Genomic DNA, 24314 nt, shown 5'->3' with positions numbered 1-24314 from the left:
GGATGGACCTGACCGTGCTCTACCGGGGGCCGCTCGCCTCCTGCGACTACGACTGCCCCTACTGCCCCTTCGCCAAGCGGCGCGACAGCCCGGAGCGGCTGCGGGCCGACCGGGCCGCCCTGGAGCGCTTCGCCGGCTGGGCGGCCGGGCAGAGCGGGGACCGGCTGCGGATCCTCTTCACCCCGTGGGGCGAGGGCCTGGTGCGGTCCTGGTACCGGCGCACGCTCGTCGAGCTCTCGCGCCTTCCGCAGGTGGAGCGGGTGGCGATCCAGACCAATCTGAGCTGCCGCACCGACTGGCTGGCGGAGGCCGACCTCGACACCGTGGCTCTGTGGTGCACCTACCACCCGGGCCAGACGCCGTACGAGCGCTTCCTCGGCAAGTGCCGGGAGCTGGCCGGGCGCGGGGTGCGCTTCAGCGTGGGGATCGTGGGGCTGCCCGAGCACCGGGAGCACGCCCGGCGGCTGCGCGCCGAGCTGCCGGAGCAGGTGTACCTGTGGGTGAACGCGGCCGAGGGGCACACGTACACCGACGCGGAGGCGGCCGGCTGGACGGAGCTCGACCCGCTCTTCCCGTACAGCCGGCATCCGCACGCCTCGGCGGGGCTGCCGTGCCGCACGGGCGAGTCGGTGATCTCGGTGGACGGCGACGGCACGGTGCGGCGCTGCCACTTCGTACGGGCCGAGCTCGGCAACCTCTACGACGGCTCGTACCGGGCGGCGCTGCGGCCCCGGCCGTGCCCGCTGGCGGTGTGCGACTGCCACATCGGCTATGTGCACCTGGAGACACTGCCGCTGTACGACGTGTTCGCCGGGGGCGTCCTGGAACGCGTCCCGGCGAACCTCGCCGCGCACACCGGACTGAAGCTGCTCCGGAGCTAGAGCGGCATCAGGTCGGGGCGCTTGGCCTCGACGTGGTCGCCGGAGCTCTCGCCCCGCAGCCGGCGCCCGATCCACGGCACCAGGTACTCCCTGGCCCAGTGGATGTCGTCCTTGCGGACCTCCAGGGTGCCGCGCGGCGGCTCCGGGGGCCACGGCTGCTCCGGGTCGGCGGGCACCGCCATGCCGAGGACCTGGGCGGCGCGCAGCGCGACCCGGGTGTGGCCCTCGGGCGAGAGGTGGAGCCGGTCCTCGTCCCAGGCCCGCCGGTCCTGGACGGACCGCAGCGACCACAGGTCGAGCACCGGGCAGCCGTACCGGTCGGCGACCGCCCGGACGTGCCCGTTGTAGGTGGCGATCTTGCCCCGCAGGTGCTTGAGCAGGGTCACGTCGCGGGTGTCGAAGCCGGTGGTCACCATGACGGTGCCGACGGCGGAGGTGAGGTCGGCCACGGCGCGCTCGAAGCGCTCGGCGACGTCGTCGGGGTCGGTGCCGGGGCGGATGATGTCGTTCCCGCCGGCGCAGAAGGTCACGAGGTCGGGGGCGAGTTCCTTCGCCCGCGGGACCTGTTCCGCGACGATCTGGTCCAGGAGGCGCCCCCGTACGGCGAGATTGGCGTACCGGAAGTCGTCGTGCTCCGGCATCTCGTCGGCGAGCAGGACCGCGAACCGGTCCGCCCAGCCGACGAACGACCCGTCGGGCCCGGGATCTCCGACGCCCTCGGTGAAGCTGTCACCGATCGCCGCGTACGACCCGAATGAGTTGTTTTCTGTAGATCTCGAATCGTCTGCCACGGGACCACATCTTTCCCCTCCCCGTGTGACCTACGCGACCGTAAGGAGGGGTTGACGCCGGGTGACATATGCCACCGATAAAGATTCCACCAAGCCGGAATACGCCGGAGGCCCGGCACGCAGGTGCCGGGCCTCCGGGTGCTGTCCGAACGCGTCGGATTGCCGACGTGGCGTCAGATGCTCACGCCGTGCTGGCGCAGGACGGCCAGCGGGTCGATGTCGGAGCCGTAGTCCGGCCCGGTGCGGATCTCGAAGTGCAGGTGCGGACCGGTGACGTTGCCGGTGGCGCCGGAGAGGCCGATCTGCTGGCCGCCGCTCACGGTCTGGCCGGCGGAGACGGACAGCGAGGAGAGGTGGCCGTACTGCGAGAAGGTGCCGTCGGCGTGCTGGATGACGACCTGGTTGCCGTAGGCACCGCCCCAGCCGGCGGAGTAGACGGTGCCGGGGCCGACCGCGCGGACGGTGGTGCCGGTGGAGGCGATGAAGTCGACACCGGTGTGGTAGCCGGAGGACCACATGGAGCCGGAGGCGCGGTACGGGGTGGAGATGCCGCCGCTGACCGGGGCGACCCAGCCGGAGGAGGAGGTCGCGCCGACCGAGGCGGACTCGGCGGAGGACGAGGAGGAGTCGGCGGCGGCCGGGGCCGCGGTGCGCTCGCTGCCGCGGGAGGCGCGGCTCGGCGCGGTGTCGCCGTTCTTGGCGGAGCTCTTCGGCGCGGCCTTCGGCGCGGGGGCGGCCTGGTGAGCGGGCGCGGCCTTGGCGGTGTTCTTGGCGCCGAGGGTGAGCTTCATGCCGGGCAGGATCAGCGAGGGGTTCTCGCCGACGACCTGGCGGTTGTCGCGGTAGAGCTTCTGCCAGCCGCCGGCCAGGTGGTGCTCGGTGGCGATCTTCGACAGGTAGTCGCCGCGCACGACGGTGTAGCTCGTGCCCTTGGCGGCCGGGGCCTTGGCGGGGGTGACGGCGGCGGGCGCCACGGCGGCGACGGCCGGGCGGGCGGCGGGGGCGGCCTGCTCGGCGGCGTGCGCGCCGGTCGCGCCGATCAGCGGGAGGGCGACGACGGCGCCTCCGGCGCCGGCGGCCACGAACCCGCGGGTGATCGGGTTGGCCTTGGTACGGCGGTGCTTACCCTTCGCGGGCATGGCGGTTTCCTCTCCGTCGCCTGCGAGGTGAGCTGTCGGGTTCGGACTGGAGATGTCCGGCCGCGCGGTCGCGCGGCTTCACCCCGAGCCGTCCTTCTCTCCGAGGGATCGGCGACTTACCTGGGTCCCCCGCTCCTGCCGTCTACGGGTGAGTGCGGATTCCGGTCGGCGGCAGGATTAGGCGGTCCGTCCGGAGTGAGCGCGACGCTAGACGAGCGGGGACGAGCGGAACAAGCCGCCGGTTCCATTCGATCTCGAATTCCGTGATATCCGTCCGGAATTCCGGTGACCCTCCGTCGATGACGGTCCCTCGATTTCCCTTTGCCGGGGGGAATTTGGAAAAGACGATCAGGCACGGTCCGTCACGTCTATGACGCTGCTCACGCCGCGGATCCCATCTCCCCTGCAACCAGGGCGCGTTATATCCAATCGCTCAATACGGACAGATCGCCCATTCCATCCCGATGGGGTGCCCACGCGGCCCGCCAGCCATGATGATTGCCGCAGGAACCGATCTCGAGAGCAGGAGCAACCGTGACGCGAGCGACGACCGAGCCCGAACTCACCGGCGTACGCAACTTCCGCGATCTGGGCGGACTGCCGACCGTGGACGGCCGGTCCGTGCGCCCCGGGCACCTCTTCCGCAGCGGTCACCTGGCGCACGCCACCGCCGAGGACGCGGCCTTCCTCACCACGCTGGGGCTGCACACGGTCTTCGACTTCCGCAACGAGGCCGACCGGCGGATCGAGGGCGCGGACGTCGAGCTCCCGGGCGTGCGAAATGTGAACATACCGCTCAACGACCCGGCCGACGGCAAGGAGTTCTGGAAGCTGGTCCGCGACGGCGACCTGGACCAGCTGCGCGGGATCCTGGGCGACGGCAAGGCCGCGGCCCGGATGTCCGACTCGTACCGGAAGATGATCGTCGAGCGGACCGCCGAGCACAGCCGGATCCTGCACGCGATGGCCGAGGACAGCGTCCCCGCCCTGATGCACTGCGCGGCCGGCAAGGACCGGGCCGGTCTGGCGATCGCGATCTCGCTGCTCGCGGTCGGCGTCGAGCACGAGGCGATCGAGGCGGACTACGTGAAGTCCAACGCCCCGCACCGCCGCTACAAGGTGCAGCGCAGCTCCACCGCCCCGGACGGGATGTCGCCGGAGGTGATGGAGCTGCTGGCGCCGCTGTTCGACGCGCGGGTGGAGTATCTGCGGGCCGCGTTCGGGACCATCGAGGAGAGCTGGGGCTCGGTCGACGTCTATCTGGCGGAGGGGCTGCGGCTCGCCCCGGAGACCCGGGAGCGGCTGCGCGGGCGGCTGCTCACCGAGGCGTAACCCCTCAGGTCGGGGCTACTTCCCGCCCATGGAGAAGAGCAGATAGAGGAACGCGGCGAAGACGTGGCCGGCGACCAGATAGGCGAAGAGCCGGAGCACCAGACCCTTGGGGAACTTGCCCTCACCGCGCTCCTCGCCGGTGACCGGTACGGACTTCTCGGACATGTCGGTCCTTTCTAGACCTCAGCGTCGATGCGGGGTCCCGCCGCCGAGGCACAGCTCGGCGGCGGGGCTCTGCATCAGGGTGTGGACGAACAGCAGCTCGGCCCCGGCCTGCGTCGCGGCGCCGATCCGGTGCGGGGTAAGCGAGTCGAAGTGCGCGCTGTCCCCGGGATCGAGCACGTGCACGGCGTCGCCGAGCGCGAGCCTGACCCGCCCCTCCAGGACATGGATCCACTCCTCGCCGGGATGGACCCGCACGATGTCCGCGCTGGTGGCGTACGGGACGTGGACGCGCAGCGCCTGCATGGCGCGGCCCGCGCCGCCGGCCTGCCGGTAGATCCAGCCGTCGGCCTCGACCGGCTCGGAGCGACCGGCCCGCACGACCGGGTCGCGCTCCGGTGGTGCCTCGCCGAGCAGCTCGGAGACCGTCGTACCGTAGATACGGGCGAGCGCGAGCAGCATCGGCAGCGAGGGCTGCCGGTTCCCCGTCTCCAGGCGCGACAGATGGGCGGGCGAGAGCCCGGCGCGCTGGGCGGCCGCCTCCAGGGTGAGCCCGCGCCGGCGGCGCAGGGCCCGCAGCTGCGGAGCGACGTCCGGCACGACGTCGGTGACGTGGTCCATGCGTCCATTGCGCCAGGATTGTGCCTCTGAGGCAACTTTCTTGCCTCAGAGGCAAATCCCGCGCCCCGGGGGACGCCGGAATCCGGTCAGCGCTGTGCGACCGCCTGCTTGACCAGCGTCTTTCCGAAGTCCCACATCAGTCCGCCGCCCGCGTGGGCGTCGTCCATCACCGCCGTGAAGGCGGTCACGAAGCGCTCCACGTCCGCTTCGTCGACGACCAGTGGCGGGATCAGCTTGATCACCTCCAGATGGTCCCCCGACACCTGGGTCAGGATGTGGTGGCGCTGGAGCAGCGGCACCACGACCATCTGGGCGAAGAGCCCCTTGCGGGCCGCCTGGAGCATGGTCCAGCGGCTGCGCAGGCCGAGCGAGGTCGGGCGGCCGAACTCGATGCCGATCATCAGCCCGCGGCCGCGGATCTCCTTCAGGAGCTCGTAGCGCGGGACCAGCTCGCGCAGCCGGCCGGCGAGCAGGTCGCCGGTCCGGCGCACGTGCGCCACGGTGTCCTCGGCCTCCATGACCGAGAGCACCGCGAGCCCGGCGGTCATGGCCTGCGCGTTCGCGCCGAAGCTGGCCGAGTGGACGAGGACCCGGTCCATCGAGGAGTAGACCTTCTTGAAGATCCAGTCCTTGCCCAGGGTGGCCCCCACCGGCACATAGCCGCCGGAGAGCGCCTTGGCGACGCACACCAGGTCGGGTTCGACCCCGTCCTCGTGCTGGTACGCGTAGAAGTCGCCGGTCCGCCCGAGGCCGGTCTGCACCTCGTCGGCGATCAGCAGCGCGCCGTGCCGGTGAAGCAGCTCCTGGGCGGCGCGCAGGAAGCCGGGCGGGGTCTCGTGCACGCCCTTGCCCTGGATGGGCTCGACGACGAAGCCCGCCACGTCGCCCTTGCGCAGCTCCCGCTCCAGGGCGTCGAGGTCGCCGAGCTCGATCGCCGTGTCGGGGAGCAGCGGCGCGAAGCCGTCCCGGAAGCCCTTCTCGCCGTTGACGGAGAGGGAGCCGGTGGTGAGGCCGTGGAAGGCGTGCGCGCAGTACACGATCCTGGGCCGGCCGGTGGCGTACCGGGCGAACTTGAGGGCGGTCTCGACGGCCTCGGTGCCGCTGTTGCCGAAGAAGACCCGGTCGAGGTGGGGGCTGTGCGCGAGCAGCCGCTCGGCGAGCAGTCCGGGCAGCGGCTGGCAGTCGAAGCGGGTGAGGTCGGCGAGCTGGGCGTCGAGCACGTCGTGCAGGGCCTGCCGCACGACGGGGTGGTGCCGGCCCAGGCCCATGACGCCGAAGCCGGCGAGCATGTCGAGGTAGTCGTTGCCGTCGGCGTCCCAGAAGTGGGCGCCCTCGGCCCGCTCGTAGACCCGGTCGAAGCCGATGGTGTGAAGCATCCGCGGGAGCTGGTGGTTGAGGTGGCGGGCGTGCAGCTCGTAGCGCTCGCCGCCGCGCTCGGCGAGCAGCGCCTTCAGGTCGAACTCACCGGTCATGGCGCGCTCGCTCACCCGTGGTTCCCGTTGACGGTCTCGCGGACCGCGCGGAGGGACTCCTTGAGCGAGCCCATGGTGGCGAGGACGGCGGTGGGCTCGTAGCCGCAGTGCGCCATGCAGTTGGCGCAGCGCGGGTCCCGGCCGCGGCCGTACTTGTCCCAGTCCGTCTCCTCGATGAGCTCGCGGTACGTCGGGACGTAGCCGTCGCTCATCAGATAGCAGGGGCGCTGCCACCCGAAGAGCGAGTAGTTGGGGATCGCCCACGCGGTGCACGGGAAGTCGGCCTTGCCCTCCAGGAAGTCCAGGAAGAGCGGCGAGTGGTTCAGCCGCCAGCGGCGCCGGTTTCCACCCGCGAACGCCTTCTTGAAGAGTTCCCTGGTCTGCTCGACACCCAGGAAGTGTTCCTGGTCGGGAGCCTTCTCGTAGGCATAGGCGGGCGAGATCATCATTTCGTCGACCTGCAGGTCGTCGTTGAGGAAGTTGAGCACCTCGATGATCGTCTGCGGGGTGTCGGTGTTGAAGAAGGTCGAATTCGTGGTGACCCGGAAGCCGCGCCGCTTGGCCTCCTTGATCGCCGCCACGGCCTCGTCGAAGACCCCCTCCTTCGCCACCGATTCGTCGTGCCGCTCGCGCAGCCCGTCGATGTGCACCGCGAAGGCGAAATACGGGGAGGGCGTGAACTTGTCCAGTTTCTTGCGCAGCAGCATGGCGTTGGTGCACAGGAAGACGTACTTCCGCTTGGCCACCAGCTGGCGCACGATCTCGTCGATCTGAGGGTGCATCAGCGGCTCGCCGCCGGCGATCGACACCATCGGCGCCCCGGACTCCAGGACGGCGCCGACCGCCTGGGCCACCGGCATGCGCTGCTTGAGCACACCGGCCGGGTGCTGGATCTTTCCGCAGCCCTCGCACTTGAGGTTGCACGCGAAGAGCGGCTCCAGCTCGACGATCAGCGGGAACTTGTCCCGCTTGCGGAGCTTCTGTTCGAAGAGATAGGTCCCGACCCGGATGGACTGACGGAGCGGCATGGCCATAACTCGTTCACCTCCTGGGGAGCAGCAAAGAACGGTGCCATTCGAAGAATGCGGGCAGGACCGCACGCAGCACACGGAAGGCCGATATTCCCCCGCGCACCGTGCCGATCCGGACCAGTTCATGTTCTGGAGCGTCCACGACCACCCGTACGGCCGCAACCGGGCGTGCTCCGGCGGCCATGGCGGTGCTCAGGGTGGCGGCCGACTCCATGTCGACGGCGATCGCGCCGCCGGCCCGCAGCGCGGCCCGCTCGGGGCCGCGCACCACGTGGTCGGAGCCGGTGAGCGGGCCGGTGTGGACGGTGCGGCCGGGCAGCGCCCGGCTGAGCGCCTTGACGAGCAGGTCGGTGCCGACGCACGGGGTGGTGCCGTCGGGGCCGCGGGTCTCCTCGGCGACGATCAGGTCGCCGGGGTGCATGCCGGGCGCGAGCCCCGCGCAGAAGCCGGAGGCGATGACGGCGGCGTCCCGCCAGGGCTCCCGGCCGAGGGTGCGCGCGACGGTCCGCCGGGCGTGCGCCGGGCCCATGCCGGTGCGCACCACCGTGACCGGGGCGGGCGCCCCGCCCCGGTCACCGCTGCGCAGCGCCAGCTTCTCGATGCCGAGCGCGCAGGCGACGACGAGCGGCGGCACGGCGGCTGCCGTGTCCCCGGCGGCTCCGGCGGCCGGTTCGCCGCCCATCAGCGGGCCTCCCGGCCGGGCAGGGCCGGCTCCCCGTTCACATAGCGGCCGAGCGCGGTGAGCGGGAAGACCTGGCGGTAGAGGTGGTAGTTGATGGAGAAGTCCCAGGGGAAGCCGGTGCCGGTGAACTGGGGCTCGTCCCAGGAGCCGTCCTCGCGCTGGGTGGCGGCCAGCCAGGCGATGCCGCGCCGGACCGCCTCGGACTCGCGCTCGCCGGCCGCGAGCAGTGCGATCAGCGCCCAGGCGGTCTGCGAGGCGGTGGACTCGCCGTGCCCGATCCAGCGCTCCTCGCGGTACGAGCGGAGGTCCTCGCCCCAACCGCCGTCGTCGTTCTGCACGGACCGCAGCCAGTCGACGGCCCGCCGGATCGCGGGGTGGCTGCGGGCGAGCCCGGCGGCGGTGAGCGCGGGCAGCACCGAGCCCGTACCGTAGATGTAGTTGACGCCCCAGCGCCCGAACCAGGCGCCGCCGGGCTCCTGTTCGGCGAGCAGCCACTCGATGCCCCGGCGGGCGCGAGGCTCGTCGGCGCGGCCCTCCCAGGCGAGCATCTCCACGACGTGGGCGGTGACGTCGGCCGAGGGCGGGTCGATGACCTCGCCGAAGTCGCAGAACGGCAGCCGGTTGGGGAAGGGGCTGGTGTTGTCGGCGTCGAAGGCCGCCCAGGCGCCGTTCCTCGACTGCATGCCCGCGGTCCACCGGGCGGCGCGGCGGACGGCCGCGTCCACCCGGGCCGGCTCGGGGTGCGCGACGCGGCGCAGCGCGAGGATCACCTCGGCGGTGTCGTCGATGTCCGGGTAGTTGTCGTTGTGGAACTCGAAGGCCCAGCCGCCCGGCGGGAGTTCGGGCCGGCGCACGGCCCAGTCGCCCTTGCGGACGATCTCCTCGCCGAGCATCCAGTCGGCGGCCTTCACCAGGGCCGGGTGGTCGGGCCGTACGCCCGCGTCGGCGAGCGCGATGGTGGCGAGGCAGGTGTCCCAGACCGGGGACTGGCAGGCCTCGATCATCCGGGCACCGTCCTCGCGCCACACGGCGAAGCGGTCGAGGGACTCCAGACCGGCCTTCATCACCGGGTGCTGCAGGTCGTAGCCGAGCAGATGCAGGGCGATGACCGAGTAGACGGCGGGCGGCTGGATGCCGCCCCAGCAGCCGTCGTTCTCCTGCCGCTCGACGATCCAGCGGGCGGCGACGTTCATGGCGATCTTCCGCAGCCGGCGCGGGGCCACCTTGCGGTAGAGGTGCAGTCCCTTGTCGACGCGCTGGAAGAAGCCGTCCCAACTGGCCGCCGGGGCGAGGGGCTTGCCGGGGTTGGGGCGGGCCGGGTCGGTGTGCAGCTCGTCCAGCGGGAACGGCGCGGGCCGCACCGGGCGCTGGGCGGAGACGACGGTGAGCGGCACGATCGTCTGGCGGGCCCAGCAGCCGAAGTCGTAGATGTTGAGCGGGAACCAGCTCGGCAGGAAGACCAGCTCGGGCGGGAGCTCCGGCAGGTCGTCCCAGCTCCACCAGCCGAAGAGGGCGAGCCAGATGCGGGTGAAGACGCGGGCCCGGGCGATGCCGCCCTGCTCGCGGACCCAGGCCGCGGCGCGGGCCATGTGCGGATCCTCGGGGGCGTCCCCGGCGAGCCGCAGGGCGACGTAGGCCTCGATGGTGGCGGAGAGTTCGGCGGGCCCGCCGTGGAAGGTGGCCCAGGTGCCGTCGGCGCGCTGCTCGCCGCGGATGTGCAGGGCGGCGGCGCGGGCGGTCTCCGGTTCGAGGATGCCCAGGAACCGGCGAAGGAGCAGGTCCTCGGCGTCCATGGTGACGTTGGTCTCCAGGTCGCCCTTCCACCAGCCCTCGGGGTCCTGGCGGCCGAGGAGGTGGGCGACGGAGCGTTCGGCCGCGCGGGCGGCGGCCTCGTCGAGGGCGCCCTGCGAGGTGAACGCGGGCGCGGTGGTGGTCGTGGTGGTGGTGCTGGCCGCGGCCGCTCGGGGTCCCATGGCCCCGGCGCTTCCGTCGGTCGTCGCTGTCATGGCTTCCCCTTCGTGCAGGCGGTGTACTCGGGCGTACTTTCTGCTTCTTCGGGTCTGCCGTCGGCCGGTGCCGGGTGGCACCGGCCGGCGACTGCGCACTCATATCAGAGCGATGGTGATCATCTCTTCCGTACGACGACGAAATCGGCCAGTGCCGTCAGCTGGTCCCGCACGTGGGCCGGGAGGTCCACGTCGTGCAGGGCGCCGATGGCGATCTCGTGCTGGCGGCGGGCCTCCTGGGAGGTCCACTCCCGGCCGCCGGCCTCCTCGATGAGGGCGGCGCGGGCGGCGAACTCGGCCTCCGAGAACGAGTCGAAGTCGGTGCTCTTGGCGTCGGCGGCGAGCAGGTCGCCGAGCCGCTCGGAGGCCGGGCCGCCGGCCGCGAGGGCGGCGACGACGGGCAGCGACTTCTTGCGCTGGCGCAGGTCGGACCAGGTCTGCTTGCCGGTGGAGTCCGGGTCGCCCCAGATGCCGAGGAGGTCGTCCACGGCCTGGAAGGCGAGGCCGAGGTGGTAGCCGTACTCCTCCAGCTTGTCGGCGGTGCGGTCGTCGGCGCCCGCGAGGACGGCGCCGATGGAGGCGGCGCAGGCGAGCAGGGCGCCGGTCTTGTTGCCCTCCATCTCCAGGCACTCCTCGACGGTAACCCGCTCGCGGTGCTCGTAGGAGATGTCCTGTGCCTGGCCGTCGATGAGCTTGCGGTTGGCGGTGGTCAGCCGGCGGGTGGCGCGGCCGGCCTCGACGGTGCCGAGTTCGAGCAGCACCTCGTTGGCCAGGGCGGACAGCGCGTCGCCGACCAGGATGGCCTGGGCGGGGCCGTACACCTTCCACACGGTGTCGCGGTGGCGGCGCTGCTCGTCGCCGTCCATGAGGTCGTCGTGGAGCAGCGAGAAGTTGTGCACGAGCTCCACGGCGACGGCGCCGGGGATGCCGACCTCGGGGGCGGCGCCGGCGGCCTCGGCGGAGATCAGGGCGAGCGCGGGGCGCACGGCCTTGCCGCTGTCGCCCTCGGTCGGGCGGCCCAGGGCGTCGATCCAGCCGAAGTGGTAGGCGGCCACGGTGTCCATGGGCGGCGCGAGGCGGTCGACGGCCGCCCGCATGACGGGCGTGGACAGGGCGCGGCCCCGCTCCAGCAGTGCGGCGACGTCCGCGGTGTCGACAGCCGGATTCCCCGGTGGCACGGTCGGCACGGTCTCTCCTCTGGTTCCGGTACTCACACTCATGCCGCCTCCTGCAGCGGATGGTCGTAGTGGCGGCCGAGTGCGGAGAGTGCGGCGCCCGCGGCGCTGAAGCCGCTGCGGACGGCACCCTCCATGGTCGCGGGCCAGCCGGTGGCGGTCCATGCGCCGGCCAGACAGAGGCCGGGCGCGCGGGTGCGGGCGCCGGGGCGGAGCCGGCCGACGCCAGGGGTGGGGGCGAACGTGGCGGTCCGCTCCCGGGTCACGAAGAAGTCGCGGATGCCGGCGCCGCGGGCGGCGGGCAGCAGCCGCTCCAGCTCCGGGAGGTAGCGCTCGCGGAGCACGGCAACGGGCTCGTCGATCTCGTCCTGGGCGGCGGACTGGGAGACCGCCAGGTACTGGCCGGGGCCGGTGAGTCCGGAGGACTCGGTGCGGTCGAAGACCCACTGGACGGGGCTGCCGATCGCGGTGAAGAAGGGCCGGCGCAGCACCTTGCGGTCGTAGATCACGTGCACGTTGAGGATGGGCGCGGTGCCGATGTCGAGGAGCCGGTCGGGGTCGTCGAGGGCGCCCTCGGGCAGCAGTTCGTGGGCCTCGCGCTGGGGGACGGCGAGGACGACGGCGTCGGCCTCCAGGGTCTCCCCCGGCAGCGTCACGGTCCAGCGGCCGTCGTCGGTGCGGGTGATGCGCTCGGCCTTGGCGCGCAGTTCGGTGCGGACGCCGAGGGCGTCGAGGGCCTTGCGGGCGAGGGTGTCGTGCAGTTCGCCGAGCGGGACGTGGGCCCAGCCGATGTCGGCGGCGCCGTTCTCGGACAGCAGGCCGGTCTTGAAGACCTTGGCGGCCAGACCCATGGAGGCGTCGGGCGCGACGGCGTTGAGGGTGGCCACGCCGACTAGGTCCCACAGCGCCTCGACGGCGCGGGCGGACTGGCCGTGCCGGCCGAGCCAGGTGCCGAAGTCGATGCCGTCCAGGGCCGGGTCGGCGGGGTCGAGCTTCTGCAGCGCGAGCGCCGCCCGGGCCACGCCGGCCCGCTCGCCGAGCGACAGATGCGGATACGTGGCGAGGCTGCGCGCCAGATGCAGCGGTACGGGCAGCGCGTCGCGCCGCAGCCGCCCGAGCCGCGGTCCGGCCTGCCGCCCGACGTCGAGCACGGGCACGTCGAGCCGCCGCTGCACGGGCGCCAGGTGCGCGCCGCCCACCCGGTCCAGGAACCAGCGGTAGGCGGTGCAGCAGCGCAGATACACGTGCTGCCCGTTGTCGACGGTGAGGTCCCCGCGCTTGAACGAGAACGCGAGCCCGCCGAGCCGCGGCCGGCCTTCCAGCAGCGTCACCCGCACCCCGGCCTCGGCCAGCTGCAGCGCACTGGTCACCCCGGCCAGCCCACCCCCGACCACAACGGCCCGCGCCGGCCGCCCCCCGTGCCCGCGCACGGCGGCGGTGGCTCCCCCGGTGACCCTGATGTCATCGGCGGTCATACGGCCTCCCCTCGGAACGTCGTGATCGGTGACGCGGTACGGGTACCGCGGGTTGTCCGGGACGCGCGGCCGGCCCTTGCTCCGTCGCTCACGCCGGCCTCCTGACCGTGCGCCGGGAGATGTGGCGGGCGTCCAGGCCGGAGAGGCCGCGGACCGCGACGTAGGCCTTCTCGCGGCCGGGGAGGGAGACGCGGCCGCGGAGGACGGCCTCGGGGTCGCGTTCGATGCGGTCGAGGAGGCGGCGGTAGATGCCGGCCATGGCGGCGACGCAGGCGCCGCTGCGGCGGTCGAGCATGGGGAGGAGGCGGTAGCCCTCGGCGAAGAGGGCGCGGGCGCGGCGGACCTCGAAGTGGACCAGGCCGGCGAAGTCGGCGCCGGGCGGCGGGGTGTCGGCGGCGAAGCCGGCGGAGCAGCCGAACTTGGCGAGGTCGTCGGCCGGCAGGTAGGTGCGCCCGTTGCCGGCGTCCTCGCGGACGTCGCGCAGGATGTTGGTCAGCTGCAGCGCGAGCCCGAGGGTGTCGGCGTACTCGGGCGCGCGGTCGGCCCCGGCGGCGCCGGGCTGGGTGCCGAAGACGCCGAGCGAGAGCCGGCCGATGGCGCCGGCCACGCACCGGCAGTAGACCTTGAGGTCGTCCCAGGTCTCGTAGGTCTCGCCGCGCACGTCCATGAGGACGCCGTCGATGAGCTCGTCGAGGCCTTCGAGCGGGACCGGGAAGCGGCGGGCGGTGTCGGCGAGGGCGACGGCCACCGGGTCGGTGTCGTCCTCCTCGATCTCGCCGGCGCGGATCCGGGCGAGGATCGCGCGGGTGCCCTCCAGGCGCTCCTTCTTGTCGGGGGGCGCGAGCGGCCCGTCGCCGATGTCGTCGACCCGCCGCGAGAAGGCGTACAGCGCGGACATGGCCTGGCGCTTCTCGGTCGGCAGCAGCCGGATCCCGTACGCGAAGTTGCGTGCCTGCTGTCCGGTCACGGCCTCGCAGTAGCTGTACGCGGCCTGGACCGGCGCGGACGGCTGGGACTGTACCTCCACGGTGCGGCTCACCCCTCTTTCCGCGCCGTGAGCAGGACGGCGCCCGCCCGGCGGATCAGACTCGGTTTGGCGGCCTTGGGCGGCCCGGGCAGGACGTCGAAGCCCGCGGCGGCGATCGCGTCGAGTGCCGCGTACCCGCCGCCGGTGAAGCCCGCGAGCAGCAGCCGGAGCCGGCCGCGGACGCTGCCGACGAGCGGGGCTCCGGAGTCGAGCAGGTCGCGGGCCCGGCCGGCCTCGAAGGCGATCAGGGCGCGCACGGAGGCCCCGGCGGTGGGGGCGGCGAGGTCGTCGGCCGTGACGTGGAACCGCTTGAGGTCCTCGGCCGGCAGATAGACCCGGTCGCGGGCCAGGTCCTCGGCGACGTCCTGGAGGTGCTCGACGATCTGGAGCGCGGTGCAGATCTCGTCGGAGCGGCGGATCCGCTCGGGCGTGGCGGTGCCGGTGATGCCGAGCACGAGCCGGCCGACCGGGTTCGCGGAGAGCTCGCAGTAGGCGAGCAGGTCGTCGTAGGTCTCGTACCGGCTGACCAGCTGGTCCTGCCGGTTGGCGGCGACCAGGCCGAGGAACGGCTCGGGGGGCAGCCCGCAGCGCTCGACGGTGGGGACGAGGGCGCGCAGCAGCGGGTGGTGCGGGCCGTCGCCGGCGGGGTCGAAGACGCGCCGGAGGTCGGTCTCGAAGGCGTCGAGGAGGGCGAGCCGGTCGCCGGCCCGCTCGGGGGCGACGCCGAGCAGCCGGGCGTCCGCGCCGCCGGGGGCGAGGTCGCCGTCGCCGATGTCGTCGACGAGCCGGGCGAAGCCGTACACGGCCATCAGGTCGTCGCGCCAGGCGCGCGGCAGGAAGAAGGGCGCCACGGGGAAGTTCTCGTCCGCGGCCTTGCCGAGAGTGGCGTGCGAGGTGTCCTGGTCTCGCACCTGCCGGATTCCGGTCACCGGCCGCTGCCCGACGCGGGGACGGCGACACCCTCGTGGAGCTGGAGATTCTGCGTCATGGCCGTCACATCTCCCGTTCTACACCGCGGATCGAATCCATCCTATTTCGGACACGCCGCCGAGCCCTGCCCGTGGCCCTCCGCCCGGGGCCCGGACGCCGCGGGGTATCGCCCCACTTGCCGCGAAACGGACCGGTACAGCTTACGTTGTACGGGGCCGGATGCCGCGTCGGGGGCCCGGGCGCCTGTGGACAACGCCGGGCGCGACGTCAACCTTCCCCGTACGGGCGGAAGTTCACCCGTTCTTGACCTTGTTGACCATGACTTGGGCGCGCCCTGGGGCGGCCCGTGGGCAGCCCGGGCGTCAGGGTACGCGGGTGCCGGAGACGACCATGGCGAGGGTGGAGTCGACGACGTCGTCCCGGCGCTGGGCGGGCAGCCGGCGCAGCGGCCCTTCGAGCAGCAGCAGCGACAGTCCGTGCACGGCCGACCACGCGGCGGCGTCGGCGGCCGGCCGGGCGGCGCGCGGCGGGCGCGCGGTGGCGCCGAGGGCGGTCAGGGCGTCGGTGAGCAGGGTGAAGGCGCGTACCTCGCCGGCCGGGGCCTCCGGCTCCGCGGCCTCGGTACGGGGGGTGCCGAAGGCGGAACGGTAGAGGCCGGGCTGCTCGACGGCGAAGGCCACGTAGCCGCGGCAGAGGGCGGCGAGCCGGGCCTCGGCGGCGAGGGCGGGGTCGTCGGCGCCGGGCATCCGGGCCGCGGCCCGTTCCATGGAGTCGGCGAGGGCCCGCCGGGCGTGGTCGCGGACGGCGGCGAGGAGCTCGCCGCGGCCCTCGAAGTGCCGGTAGGCGGCGGTGGGCGAGACGCCCACCCGGCGGGCGGCCTCGCGCAGGACGACGCGTTCGGGCCCCCCTTCGCCGGCGAGTCCGACGGCGGCGCAGATGAGGGCGTTGCGCAGGTCGCCGTGGTGATACGTCTTTCCTCCCGGGATCGCTGCCATGCGCTCATCCTGCCCGATGTTGACCGCATGAACATTCCGGGTGGCCGCGCGACGCGCGAAAACCGGACGTCCGTGAACGCACCGCCGCCCCCGCCGATCGGTTCGGCGGGGGCGGCGGTGGTGGCGCGGGGCGCGCGCAGGGGCGCCGGCCGTGCTACTTGCCGGTCTCGCGCTCGTAGGCGGCGATGACCTCGTCGGTCGGGCCGTCCATGAGCAGCTCGCCCTTCTCCAGCCAGAGCACGCGGTCGCAGGTGTCGCGGATCGACTTGTTGTTGTGGCTCACCAGGAAGACCGTGCCGGCCTCCTTGCGCAGCTCGCGGATGCGGGCCTCGGAGCGGTTCTGGAACTTGCGGTCGCCGGTCGCCAGGGCCTCGTCGATCATGAGGACGTCGTGCTGCTTGGCGGCGGCGATGGCGAAGCGGAGCCGGGCGCCCATGCCGGACGAGTAGGTCCGCATCGGCAGCGAGATGAAGTCGCCCTTCTCGTTGATGCCGGAGAAGTCGACGATGTCCTGATAGCGGTTCTTGATCTGCTCGCGGCTCATGCCCATGGCGAGGCCGCCGAGGATCACGTTGCGCTCACCGGTGAGGTCGCTCATGAGCGCGGCGTTGACGCCGAGCAGCGAGGGCTGGCCGTCGGTGTAGACCTTGCCGCTCTCGGTGGGCAGCAGGCCGGCGATGGCGCGCAGCAGGGTCGACTTGCCGGAGCCGTTGCTGCCGATGAGGCCGATGGCCTCGCCGCGGTAGGCGGTGAAGGACACGCCGCGGACGGCGTGCACCTTGCGCACCCCGCGCTCGGTCTGGCCCTTGCGGCGCCGGATGATGCGGCTGAGGGCCGCGGTGGCGCTGCCCTTGCCGCCGGCGCCGCCGTTGACCCGGTAGACGATGTGGACGTTGTCCGCGATGACGGTGGGGATCCGGCCCCGGTCGCTGTCAGCCACGGCCGTACCTCTCCTCGGCCTTCCAGAAGTAGACGAAGCCGCCCAGGCCGATCACGAGGGACCAGGCGAGGGTGACGAACCAGACGTGCGGCGGCAGGTTGGACGCGCCGTAGCCGTCGATCAGCGCGAACCGGATGAGGTCCATGTGCAGCGCGGCCGGGTTGTACTGGAGCAGGTCCGCGATCCAGGCCGGCTTGTCCTCCAGCATCACCGGGATCGAGAACATGACGCCCGACGCGTACATCCAGGTGCGCATGATGAACGGCATCAGCTGCGCGAGGTCGGGCGTCTTGGCACCCATCCGCGCCACGATCAGGGCGAGGCCCGCGTTGAACACGAACTGCAGCAGCAGCGCCGGGAGGACCAGCAGCCAGCTGAGCGAGGGGTAGCTGCCGAAGGCCACGGCGACGGCGACGAGCACCACCATCGAGAACAGCAGCTGCTGGAGCTGCTGGAGCGCGAAGGAGATGGGCAGCGAGGCCCGGGGGAAGTGCAGGGCCCGCACCAGGCCCAGGTTGCCGGAGATGGCGCGGACGCCGGCCATCACGGAGCTCTGGGTGAAGGTGAACACGAACACGCCCGTCACCAGGAACGGGATGTACACCGACCGTGACATGCCGCGGTCCGCGCCGATGATCACACCGAAGATCAGGAAGTAGACACCGGCGTTCAGGAGCGGGGTCACCACCTGCCACAGCTGGCCGAGCTTGGCCTGGCTGTACTGGGCGGTGAGCTTCGCCTGCGAGAAGGCCAGGATGAAGTGGCGCCGGCCCCACAGCTGGCGGACGTACTCCACGAGGCCCGGCCGGGCCCCGCTGACGGAGAGTCCGTACTTCGCCGCCAGCTCGGCCGGGCTCAGGCCGCTGTCGGCGGACGGTCGGGCGCTCGTCACGACCCCACCGTCCTGGGATGTGTCACTCACAGTCGAAACTTTCGTGTTCGGGATGCGCGGCAAGTCGGGTACCACGATGTCAGACGACGGGCGGGCGTCCCAGTCGGGTCAGCCGCCACACCGTACGCCACCTCATGGGGTGCCGCGGACCGCAAGGGATCCGCCAGCCCGCCCGGAATCCGCCGAACCACGCCTTGAGGGCCGGTACGGAGGGCCGCCGCGCCAGCGTGAGCAGCAGCCAGACGCCGAGATAGACCGGCACCAGGGGTGCGGGAAGATTGCGGCGGGCCAGCCACACTCGGTTGCGGGCCACGTTGAAGTGGTACGTCGCGTGCCGGGACGGCGGGGTGGTGGGGTGCAGCAGCACCATGTCGGAACGGTAATCGATCATCCAGTCGGCGTCGAGGGCCCGCCAGGCGAGATCGGTCTCCTCGTGCGCGTAGAAGAACGCGTCCGGCAGTCCGCCGACCTCGGCGAAGACCTTGGTGCGCACCGCGTTGGCGCCGCCGAGGAAGGTGGTGACGCGCGAGGAGCGCATCGGGTCCGAGGCGCGCAGCCGCGGCACGTGCCGGCGCTGGGTGCGGCCGGTCTCCGGGTCGGCGATCCGGAAGCTGATGATGCCGAGCCGCGGGTCGGCCGTGAAGGCCTGGCGGATCAGCTCCGCGGTGTCGTCGTTGGCGAGCAGGCCGTCGTCGTCCAGGAACAGCAGGGCGTCCACGTCGCTGCCGCCGGGCCCGAAGGCCTCGATGCCGATGTTGCGGCCGGCCGGGATGCCGACGTTCTCCGGGAGGGTCACCGAGCGGACGCCCGCGGGCAGCCCGGTGACCTCCACGCCCTGGCCCACCACGACCACCTCGACCGGTTCGCCCTGCTGCCGGGCGACCGAGTCGAGGAGGGCGCGCAGGTCGTCCGGGCGGTTGCCCATGGTGATGACGACCGCGCCCAGCTTCATCGGCCTGGTCATGGTGGCCGTCCTCACTTGAGCCTGCTGGAGGCCAGGATCGAGACCAGGTGCAGCACGGTCTGCAGCAGCGCGATGCCGGCGAGCACGGCGACGCCGAGCCGGGAGAAGAACAGGTCGCCCCGGACCTGGTCCGCGATCGCGAGGACCAGGATGAGGAGGGAGGCCTCGATCCCCAGGATCAGCCGGTGGAACTTGAGCGCGCCGGCGGCCCGGCGGGCCAGCGCCATGCCGGAGGAGCGCGGCTCGGACGCCGCCTCCTTGACCGGCGGCATCCCGTTCTGGTGGCGGGCGACGCCGACCAGGTCGGTCTCCGCCTTGATCAGGATGGCGCCGAGGGCGGCCAGGGTGCCGAGGAAGGCCCACAGCCAGTCGATCCGGCCGCTCCCCCACGGGTCGGCGGCGCGCAGGCCGAAGCCGACGAGCACGGCCGCGTCGCACAGGTAGGCGCCGACCCGGTCCAGGTAGACGCCGGCCAGCGAGTACTGCTTCTTCCAGCGGGCCAGCTCGCCGTCGACGCAGTCGAGCAGCAGATAGCCCTGGACGGCGAGGACGCCGAGCACGGCGCCCCAGATCCCGGGGATGAGCAGCGCGGGGGCGGCGAGGACGCCGGACAGCGTCATCAGATAGGTCAGCTGGTTGGGCGTGACCCGGGTGTTCGCCAGGTGGCGGGTGATCCGCAGCGAGATCTCCCGCATGTACAGGCGGCCGCCCCAGTGTTCGCCGCTCCGCCGGTCCTTCACACCCGGGGGGTGGACGACCGGTCGGAGCTCAGCTACCGATGGTTTTTGCATAGTCGGCGTACGCGTCCCTGATCTGGTCTGTGGACAGGTCGAGGTGCTCGAGGATGGTGAAGCGGCCCGGCCGGGTCTGCGGGGCGAACTCGACGGCCCGGACGAACTCGTCGACGGTGAAGCCCATCTCCTCGGGCAGCACCGGCAGGCCGTGCCGGCGCAGGGTGTCGACCATCTGCGCGGACTCCTCGCGGGCCCCGCGCAGGTGCATGGCGAAGGCCGCGCCGAGGCCGCACTGCTCGCCGTGGCTGGCCGCCCGGGTGGGGAAGAGCAGGTCGAAGGCGTGGCTGATCTCGTGGCAGGCGCCCGAGGAGGGGCGGCTGTCGCCGCTGATCGACATGGCGATGCCGGACATCACCAGGCCCTCGGAGAGGGTGACGAGGAAGTCGTCGTCACCGACGCCGCCGGGGTGGCGGAGCACGGCCTCGCCGGCGCTGCGTGCCATGGCGGCGGCCAGGCCGTCGACCTTCTCGCCGGTCTCGCGGTGGGACAGCTCCCAGTCGGCGATCGCGGAGAGGTTGGAGATGGCGTCGCCGATGCCGGAGCGGACGAAGCGGACCGGTGCGTCCCGGATCACGTCGAGGTCGATGACCAGCGCGATCGGGGTGGGCACGCCGTAGGAGCCGCGCCCGTTGTCGTTGTCCAGGGTGGAGATCGGCGAGCAGATGCCGTCGTGCGACAGGTTGGTGGCGATGGCCACCAGCGGCAGCCCGACCCGGGCCGCCGCGTACTTGGTCACGTCGATGATCTTGCCGCCGCCGAGCGCCACGACCGCGTCGTAGCGCTTGCCGCGCATGGCGTCGGCGAGCCGGACGGCCTCGTCGATGGTGCCGCCGGCCACCGGGTACCAGTCGGCGTCCGGCAGCTCGGGGGCGAAGCGGTCACGCAGCTTCAGGCCGGAGCCGCCGCTGATGGCGATGGCGATCCGGCCGTTGCTGGAGATCCGCTGGTCCGCGAGGAGCGCGGACAGGTCGTCCAGCGCTCCGCCGCGGATGTCGACGACGACCGGCGAGGGGATGAGCCGGGTCAGTACTGGCACGCGATCTCACGGCCCTTCGCGAGGTCGTCGTGGTTGTCGATCTCGACCCACGTGACGTCGCCGATGGGGGCCACGTCGACGGTGAAGCCGCGGTTGACCAGTTCCTGGTAGCCGTCCTCGTAGTAGAGGTCGGGGTCGCGCTCGAAGGTGGCCTTCAGCGCGTCGGCGAGCTCCTCGGCGGCCTCGGCCTCGATGAGGGTGACGCCGATGTACTCGCCGGTGGCGTCGGCCGGGTCCATCAGCTTGGTGATCTTCTGGACGCCCTTGCCGTCGGCGGTGACGACCTTCATCTCCTCGTCGGCGAGGTTCTTCACCGTGTCGAGGGCGAGGATGATCTTCTGGCCGTTCCCGCGGGCGGCGAGCAGGGTCTGCTCGACGGAGACCGGGTGGACGGTGTCGCCGTTGGCGAGGATCACACCGCGCTTGAGGACCTCACGCGCGCACCACAGGGAGTAGGCGTTGTTCCACTCCTCGGCCTTGTCGTTGTCGACGAGGGTGATCTGAAGGCCGTACTTGGCCTCCAGGGCGTCCTTGCGGTCGTAGACGGCCTCCTTGCGGTAGCCGACGACGATGGCGACCTCGGTGAGGCCGATCTCGGCGAAGTTCTTGAGCGTGCCGTCGAGGATGGTCAGCTCGTTCTCGGTGCCCTCGCCGGACACGGGCACGAGGGCCTTCGGAAGCGTCTCGGTGTAGGGGCGCAGACGCCGTCCGGCACCGGCTGCCAGTACGAGGCCGATCATGCTGTTTCTCCTTCGTCATGTACGGCGGGTGCTCCGGAGGAGACCCAGAAGCGGATGGACTCCGCGAGCACCACGAGACCCACGGCGACCGCGAGTGCGGTGAGGGCCCGGGTGAAGTCGTCGCCACGGTCCGCGAGGAGTGCGGCGAGCGCGGCCACCACGAGCGTGCGTCCCTCGTGGCCGCCGACGGTGCGCACCAGCCAGGCGGGCGGCGCGCCGGTGCCGCCGCGAATGCGGTACACCGTGTCGTAGTGATGGTAGGCGACCGCCGCGACCAGCCCGAACGCCGCGGGAAGGGCCTGAGCGGCGTCCGCCTGGGCCGCGAGGACGAGCACGGTGCCGTACTCGGCGGCGCGGAAGACCGGGGGGACGAGCCAGTCGAGCGCGCCCTTGAGGGGGGCGGCGACGGCCTGCCCGGCCAAGAAGGCGTACGCGACGGCGGCGCCCACCGTCGCCCAGCCGGGGCCGGTCACGGCGGCGCAGACAAGCACGCAGGCCGCGCCGAGCAGCGCGAACGCCGGCGCGACGAGGCCCCGGGCGCGACTGCGGCGGAACAGCCGGGCGACGCCCGAGGCGAGCGGCCCGGAGTCGGCGAGGTCGGCCAGGGCCTGGGCGGCCCGGTCGGTGCGCCTGGCCTTGCGGGTCACGGAACGCAGCACCCGGCCGGCCGTGGTGTAGCAGGCGCCGAAGGCGCAGCCGATGATCAGCGCCCAGAAGACGATCCGGGGGCTGGTGACGGCGGTGAGCACGGCGATCATCGCCCAGCGCTCGCCGATCGGCAGGATGATCATGCGCCGGGCCCAGACGGTCCAGCCGGCGCTGTCGAGCCGGGTGGAGAGGGCGGCGGTGGGGCTGGTGTTGGCGGTGGCGTCGTGGTTGGCCTCGTTGAAGGAGAAGTCCACGACGTGCCGGCAGGTCATGAGGATCATGGCGCCGAGCGCGAGCGCCCAGACGTCGTCGCCGTTGCGGGCCGCGCCGAGCGCGAGGCCCGCGTAGAAGGCGTACTCCTTGGCGCGGTCGAAGGTGGCGTCGAGCCAGGCGCCCATCGTCGAGTACTGCAGGGAGTAGCGGGCGAGCTGCCCGTCGGTGCAGTCGAGGACGAAGGAGACCAGGAGCAGCACGCCGGCCGCGATGTAGCCGGCGCGGTCGCCGGTGGCGGCGCAGCCGGCCGCGAGCAGCGCGGTGAGCAGGGAGGCGGTGGTGACCTGGTTGGGGGTCAGACCGCGGCGCGCGCACCAGCGGGCGATGTAGCGCGAGTACGGGCTGATGAAGAAGGTGGTGAAGAAGCCGTCGTGGGCCTTGACGGCCGACTTCAGGCGTACGGCTTCGTCGTCGACGGCCTCGACGGCGGCCCGGGCCTCGTGGCGGGCCTCCGGTCCTTCGGGCACGGTGGCGACGAGGGTGCCGAACAGGGGCCGGTGCACGGCCACGCCGTCGGCGTCGAGCGCGTCGGCGAGGGTGTCGGGGAGGCTGACGGCGAGCGCCTGGTCGCCGCCGGCGGCGGGCCCGGCGGGCGCGGCCTCGGGGCCCGTCTCCCGGTCGAGGGCGCGGGCCAGGGCCTGGCGGGCCTCGGGCTGCGCGGTGAGCGCGCCGGGCGCGGCGGCGGCCGGGAAGCGGGGGTCGGTCAGCGCGAGCCGCAGCGCGTGGAGGTGCCCGACGAAGCGGGGGTCCACGAGGGCGACGCGCTGTCCGGCGGGGACACGGGCCAGCAGGGCGCCGGTCTCGTGGGGGCCGGACGCGGTCTCGACGGTGAAGCCGAGGGACCGCAGATCGGCGTCGAGCGACGATCCGGGTACCGGCGGACCGGTGAGGATGGCGGTCGACAGGGCGAACTCACTCCTTGGAGCTGGCGGACGGGCCGGCGGGGCCCCGGCACGGCTGCGGACGCGGCGAGGCGGCCCGGCACCGGCGGCGGCACGTCGGCTGAGGCTATCGGATGACGGAAGCACGAGTTCACCGAGGTTTCGCGGGACGGTCTCCCCCATGCCGCCCCGTGTCCGCGCGGGTACGCCAGGTGCTGGAGAGATCATCATGGGCGATCCCCCGTCCGGGCGACAAACCGCGACCGCGCTCCCTCCTGGGGGTGGTTTCGGCCACTCGCAGTCCGGTTCACATAACCGCAGGTCAGAGCAGTTGACAACGGTGTTCAGTACCGTGTTGCACATACCCCCCACCCGTAGTTCACTGGCGAATCGGAGACATCACCGAGCAGGTAGCCGACACGACCCGGGAGGCCTTGTCATGGGGGCTGGACACGACCACGGACACAGCCACGGCGGGCCGCCGCCGACCGGCACCGCGGCCCTGGCCTACAGGAACCGACTGCGGATCGCACTCGGCATCACGCTCTCCGTGATGGTGGTGGAGATCGTCGGCGGCATGGTCGCCGACTCGCTCGCGCTGATCGCGGACGCGGCGCACATGGCGACCGACGCCCTCGGCCTCGGGATGGCGCTGCTCGCCATCCACTTCGCCAACCGGCCGCCCACCGGAAACCGCACCTTCGGCTTCGCGCGGGCCGAGATCCTCGCCGCGCTCGCCAACTGTCTGCTCCTGCTCGGCGTCGGCGGCTACGTCCTCTACGAGGCGATCCAGCGGTTCATCGAGCCGGCCGACACCCGCGGCGGACTGGCCATCGCCTTCGCCGTGATCGGCCTGGTGGCCAACATCGTCTCCCTGTCGCTGCTGATGCGCGGCCAGCAGGAGAGCCTGAACGTGCGCGGCGCCTATCTGGAGGTGCTCGCCGACGCCCTCGGCTCGGTGACGGTGATCGTCGCCGCCAGCATCATCCTGCTCACCGGCTGGCAGTACGCGGACCCGATCGCCTCGATCGTGATCGGCCTGATGATCGTGCCCCGCACGGTCAAGCTGCTGCGGGAGACCCTGGACGTGCTCCTGGAGTCCGCCCCCAAGGGCGTCGACATGGCGGAGGTACGGGCGCACATCCTGGCCCTGCCGGGCGTCGAGGACGTGCACGACCTGCACGCCTGGACGATCACCTCGGGGATGCCGGTGCTCTCGGCGCACGTGGTCGTCAGCCAGGACACCCTGGACGCGATCGGGCACGAGAAGCTGCTGCACGATCTGCAGGGCTGCCTGGGCTCGCACTTCGACGTCGAGCACTGCACCTTCCAGCTGGAGCCGGCCGGTCATGCCGAGCACGAGGCCAGGCTCTGCCTGTGAGTTGTTGCTAGGCTCATGGCGTACGTCGTACGTGTGCGGTGAGAGG

General features: G+C 72.4%; 23 protein-coding genes and 1 riboswitch. Of the genes, 3 read left to right on the top strand and 20 right to left on the bottom strand.

All coding sequences use genetic code 11. The features are described from left to right. Positions 1–2 precede the first annotated feature (2 nt). Positions 3–881 (top strand): STM4011 family radical SAM protein, encoded by an 879-nt coding sequence (locus JAO84_RS31520; RefSeq protein ID WP_370415878.1) that lies wholly within the window; start codon positions 3–5, stop codon positions 879–881. Here the strand turns inward: JAO84_RS31520 and JAO84_RS31515 are convergent. Further along, positions 878–1672 (bottom strand): SGNH/GDSL hydrolase family protein, encoded by a 795-nt coding sequence (locus tag JAO84_RS31515; RefSeq protein ID WP_265863105.1) that lies wholly within the window; start codon positions 1670–1672, stop codon positions 878–880. The two genes, JAO84_RS31520 and JAO84_RS31515, sit on opposite strands and share 4 nt — an antisense overlap. A 173-nt stretch (positions 1673–1845) precedes the next feature. Beyond that, on the bottom strand, positions 1846–2811 hold the full coding sequence (locus JAO84_RS31510; RefSeq protein ID WP_370415877.1) for a peptidoglycan DD-metalloendopeptidase family protein: 966 nt from the start codon (positions 2809–2811) through the stop codon (positions 1846–1848). A 4-nt stretch (positions 2812–2815) separates the two neighbouring features. Next, positions 2816–2972, bottom strand: a riboswitch (cyclic di-AMP (ydaO/yuaA leader). Between the two features lie 373 nt (positions 2973–3345). Between JAO84_RS31510 and JAO84_RS31505 the strand changes: the two genes are divergently transcribed. Further along, positions 3346–4143, top strand: a complete 798-nt coding sequence (locus tag JAO84_RS31505; protein WP_265863108.1) for a tyrosine-protein phosphatase — start codon at positions 3346–3348, stop codon at positions 4141–4143. A gap of 15 nt (positions 4144–4158) precedes the next feature. Here JAO84_RS31505 and JAO84_RS31500 read toward each other — a convergent pair whose 3' ends face one another. From JAO84_RS31500 to JAO84_RS31415, 18 genes are all read right to left on the bottom strand, one after another. Next, positions 4159–4308 (bottom strand): DUF6126 family protein, encoded by a 150-nt coding sequence (locus tag JAO84_RS31500; RefSeq protein ID WP_265863110.1) that lies wholly within the window; start codon positions 4306–4308, stop codon positions 4159–4161. Positions 4309–4326: 18 nt separating this feature from the next. Next, positions 4327–4926, bottom strand: coding sequence for a helix-turn-helix domain-containing protein (locus JAO84_RS31495; protein ID WP_370415876.1), 600 nt, complete (start codon positions 4924–4926; stop codon positions 4327–4329). Between the two features lie 86 nt (positions 4927–5012). Continuing rightward, positions 5013–6398: an aspartate aminotransferase family protein gene (locus tag JAO84_RS31490; RefSeq protein ID WP_370416921.1), complete on the bottom strand. Its 1386-nt coding sequence runs from the start codon at positions 6396–6398 to the stop codon at positions 5013–5015. 11 nt (positions 6399–6409) lie between these two features. Beyond that, the gene (hpnH, locus tag JAO84_RS31485; RefSeq protein WP_370415875.1) at positions 6410–7432 is read right to left on the bottom strand and encodes an adenosyl-hopene transferase HpnH; all 1023 of its coding nucleotides are present in this window, start codon (positions 7430–7432) and stop codon (positions 6410–6412) included. 7 nt (positions 7433–7439) lie between these two features. After that, positions 7440–8111, bottom strand: coding sequence for a 1-hydroxy-2-methyl-2-butenyl 4-diphosphate reductase (locus JAO84_RS31480; protein WP_370415874.1), 672 nt, complete (start codon positions 8109–8111; stop codon positions 7440–7442). Next, complete coding sequence (gene shc, locus JAO84_RS31475) at positions 8111–10117, bottom strand: squalene--hopene cyclase (RefSeq protein WP_370415873.1); 2007 nt, start codon at positions 10115–10117, stop codon at positions 8111–8113. The genes JAO84_RS31480 and shc overlap by 1 nt, the downstream gene beginning before the upstream one ends. A gap of 119 nt (positions 10118–10236) precedes the next feature. Beyond that, positions 10237–11337, bottom strand: coding sequence for a polyprenyl synthetase family protein (locus JAO84_RS31470; RefSeq protein ID WP_370415872.1), 1101 nt, complete (start codon positions 11335–11337; stop codon positions 10237–10239). Continuing rightward, positions 11334–12767: a hydroxysqualene dehydroxylase HpnE gene (gene hpnE, locus JAO84_RS31465; RefSeq protein ID WP_370415871.1), complete on the bottom strand. Its 1434-nt coding sequence runs from the start codon at positions 12765–12767 to the stop codon at positions 11334–11336. Before hpnE ends, JAO84_RS31470 begins: the two co-directional genes overlap by 4 nt. A gap of 88 nt (positions 12768–12855) precedes the next feature. Continuing rightward, on the bottom strand, positions 12856–13806 hold the full coding sequence (gene hpnD / locus JAO84_RS31460; RefSeq protein ID WP_370415870.1) for a presqualene diphosphate synthase HpnD: 951 nt from the start codon (positions 13804–13806) through the stop codon (positions 12856–12858). Further along, positions 13803–14723: a squalene synthase HpnC gene (hpnC, locus tag JAO84_RS31455; protein ID WP_370415869.1), complete on the bottom strand. Its 921-nt coding sequence runs from the start codon at positions 14721–14723 to the stop codon at positions 13803–13805. The genes hpnD and hpnC overlap by 4 nt, the downstream gene beginning before the upstream one ends. 363 nt (positions 14724–15086) lie before the next feature. After that, a complete protein-coding gene (locus tag JAO84_RS31450) occupies positions 15087–15719 on the bottom strand; it encodes a TetR/AcrR family transcriptional regulator (protein ID WP_265863123.1) in 633 nt (210 codons plus the stop codon). Between the two features lie 154 nt (positions 15720–15873). Beyond that, a complete protein-coding gene (locus tag JAO84_RS31445; RefSeq protein ID WP_265863124.1) occupies positions 15874–16659 on the bottom strand; it encodes an ABC transporter ATP-binding protein in 786 nt (261 codons plus the stop codon). Continuing rightward, positions 16652–17581, bottom strand: a complete 930-nt coding sequence (locus JAO84_RS31440; RefSeq protein WP_370415868.1) for an ABC transporter permease — start codon at positions 17579–17581, stop codon at positions 16652–16654. The genes JAO84_RS31445 and JAO84_RS31440 overlap by 8 nt, the downstream gene beginning before the upstream one ends. Before the next feature lie 49 nt (positions 17582–17630). Continuing rightward, entirely contained in the window at positions 17631–18515 is an 885-nt protein-coding gene (locus tag JAO84_RS31435; protein WP_265863126.1) for a glycosyltransferase family 2 protein, read from the bottom strand. An 11-nt stretch (positions 18516–18526) separates the two neighbouring features. Then, complete coding sequence (locus JAO84_RS31430) at positions 18527–19306, bottom strand: CDP-alcohol phosphatidyltransferase family protein (protein WP_370415867.1); 780 nt, start codon at positions 19304–19306, stop codon at positions 18527–18529. Next, a complete protein-coding gene (locus JAO84_RS31425; protein ID WP_370415866.1) occupies positions 19284–20345 on the bottom strand; it encodes an iron-containing alcohol dehydrogenase family protein in 1062 nt (353 codons plus the stop codon). The genes JAO84_RS31430 and JAO84_RS31425 overlap by 23 nt, the downstream gene beginning before the upstream one ends. Then, the gene (locus JAO84_RS31420) at positions 20333–21085 is read right to left on the bottom strand and encodes a sugar phosphate nucleotidyltransferase (protein WP_370415865.1); all 753 of its coding nucleotides are present in this window, start codon (positions 21083–21085) and stop codon (positions 20333–20335) included. The genes JAO84_RS31425 and JAO84_RS31420 overlap by 13 nt, the downstream gene beginning before the upstream one ends. Further along, positions 21082–22911 (bottom strand): DUF5941 domain-containing protein, encoded by a 1830-nt coding sequence (locus tag JAO84_RS31415; protein ID WP_370416920.1) that lies wholly within the window; start codon positions 22909–22911, stop codon positions 21082–21084. Before JAO84_RS31415 ends, JAO84_RS31420 begins: the two co-directional genes overlap by 4 nt. 415 nt (positions 22912–23326) lie before the next feature. Here JAO84_RS31415 and JAO84_RS31410 point away from each other — a divergent pair, with 415 nt between their 5' ends. Beyond that, complete coding sequence (locus tag JAO84_RS31410) at positions 23327–24268, top strand: cation diffusion facilitator family transporter (protein ID WP_370415864.1); 942 nt, start codon at positions 23327–23329, stop codon at positions 24266–24268. Positions 24269–24314: the final 46 nt, after the last annotated feature.

This window comes from Streptomyces fradiae, assembly GCF_041270065.1.
Taxonomy (GTDB): domain Bacteria; phylum Actinomycetota; class Actinomycetes; order Streptomycetales; family Streptomycetaceae; genus Streptomyces.
Note: the sequence above shows the minus strand (reverse complement) of the source record. Positions and strands in the feature narration are given on the sequence as shown.

What these genes read in the sequence shown, in the direction of transcription:
- JAO84_RS31520 (WP_370415878.1), top strand. Translation starts at nt 3, where the DNA reads ATGGACCTGACCGTGCTCTACCGGGGGCCGCTCGCCTCCTGCGACTAC.
- JAO84_RS31510 (WP_370415877.1), bottom strand. Translation starts at nt 2,811, where the DNA reads ATGCCCGCGAAGGGTAAGCACCGCCGTACCAAGGCCAACCCGATCACC.
- JAO84_RS31500 (WP_265863110.1), bottom strand. Translation starts at nt 4,308, where the DNA reads ATGTCCGAGAAGTCCGTACCGGTCACCGGCGAGGAGCGCGGTGAGGGC.
- JAO84_RS31495 (WP_370415876.1), bottom strand. Translation starts at nt 4,926, where the DNA reads ATGGACCACGTCACCGACGTCGTGCCGGACGTCGCTCCGCAGCTGCGG.
- JAO84_RS31490 (WP_370416921.1), bottom strand. Translation starts at nt 6,398, where the DNA reads ATGACCGGTGAGTTCGACCTGAAGGCGCTGCTCGCCGAGCGCGGCGGC.
- hpnH (WP_370415875.1), bottom strand. Translation starts at nt 7,432, where the DNA reads ATGGCCATGCCGCTCCGTCAGTCCATCCGGGTCGGGACCTATCTCTTC.
- JAO84_RS31480 (WP_370415874.1), bottom strand. Translation starts at nt 8,111, where the DNA reads ATGGGCGGCGAACCGGCCGCCGGAGCCGCCGGGGACACGGCAGCCGCC.
- shc (WP_370415873.1), bottom strand. Translation starts at nt 10,117, where the DNA reads ATGACAGCGACGACCGACGGAAGCGCCGGGGCCATGGGACCCCGAGCG.
- JAO84_RS31470 (WP_370415872.1), bottom strand. Translation starts at nt 11,337, where the DNA reads ATGAGTGTGAGTACCGGAACCAGAGGAGAGACCGTGCCGACCGTGCCA.
- hpnE (WP_370415871.1), bottom strand. Translation starts at nt 12,767, where the DNA reads ATGACCGCCGATGACATCAGGGTCACCGGGGGAGCCACCGCCGCCGTG.
- JAO84_RS31450 (WP_265863123.1), bottom strand. Translation starts at nt 15,719, where the DNA reads ATGGCAGCGATCCCGGGAGGAAAGACGTATCACCACGGCGACCTGCGC.
- JAO84_RS31435 (WP_265863126.1), bottom strand. Translation starts at nt 18,515, where the DNA reads ATGACCAGGCCGATGAAGCTGGGCGCGGTCGTCATCACCATGGGCAAC.
- JAO84_RS31430 (WP_370415867.1), bottom strand. Translation starts at nt 19,306, where the DNA reads ATGCAAAAACCATCGGTAGCTGAGCTCCGACCGGTCGTCCACCCCCCG.
- JAO84_RS31420 (WP_370415865.1), bottom strand. Translation starts at nt 21,085, where the DNA reads ATGATCGGCCTCGTACTGGCAGCCGGTGCCGGACGGCGTCTGCGCCCC.
- JAO84_RS31410 (WP_370415864.1), top strand. Translation starts at nt 23,327, where the DNA reads ATGGGGGCTGGACACGACCACGGACACAGCCACGGCGGGCCGCCGCCG.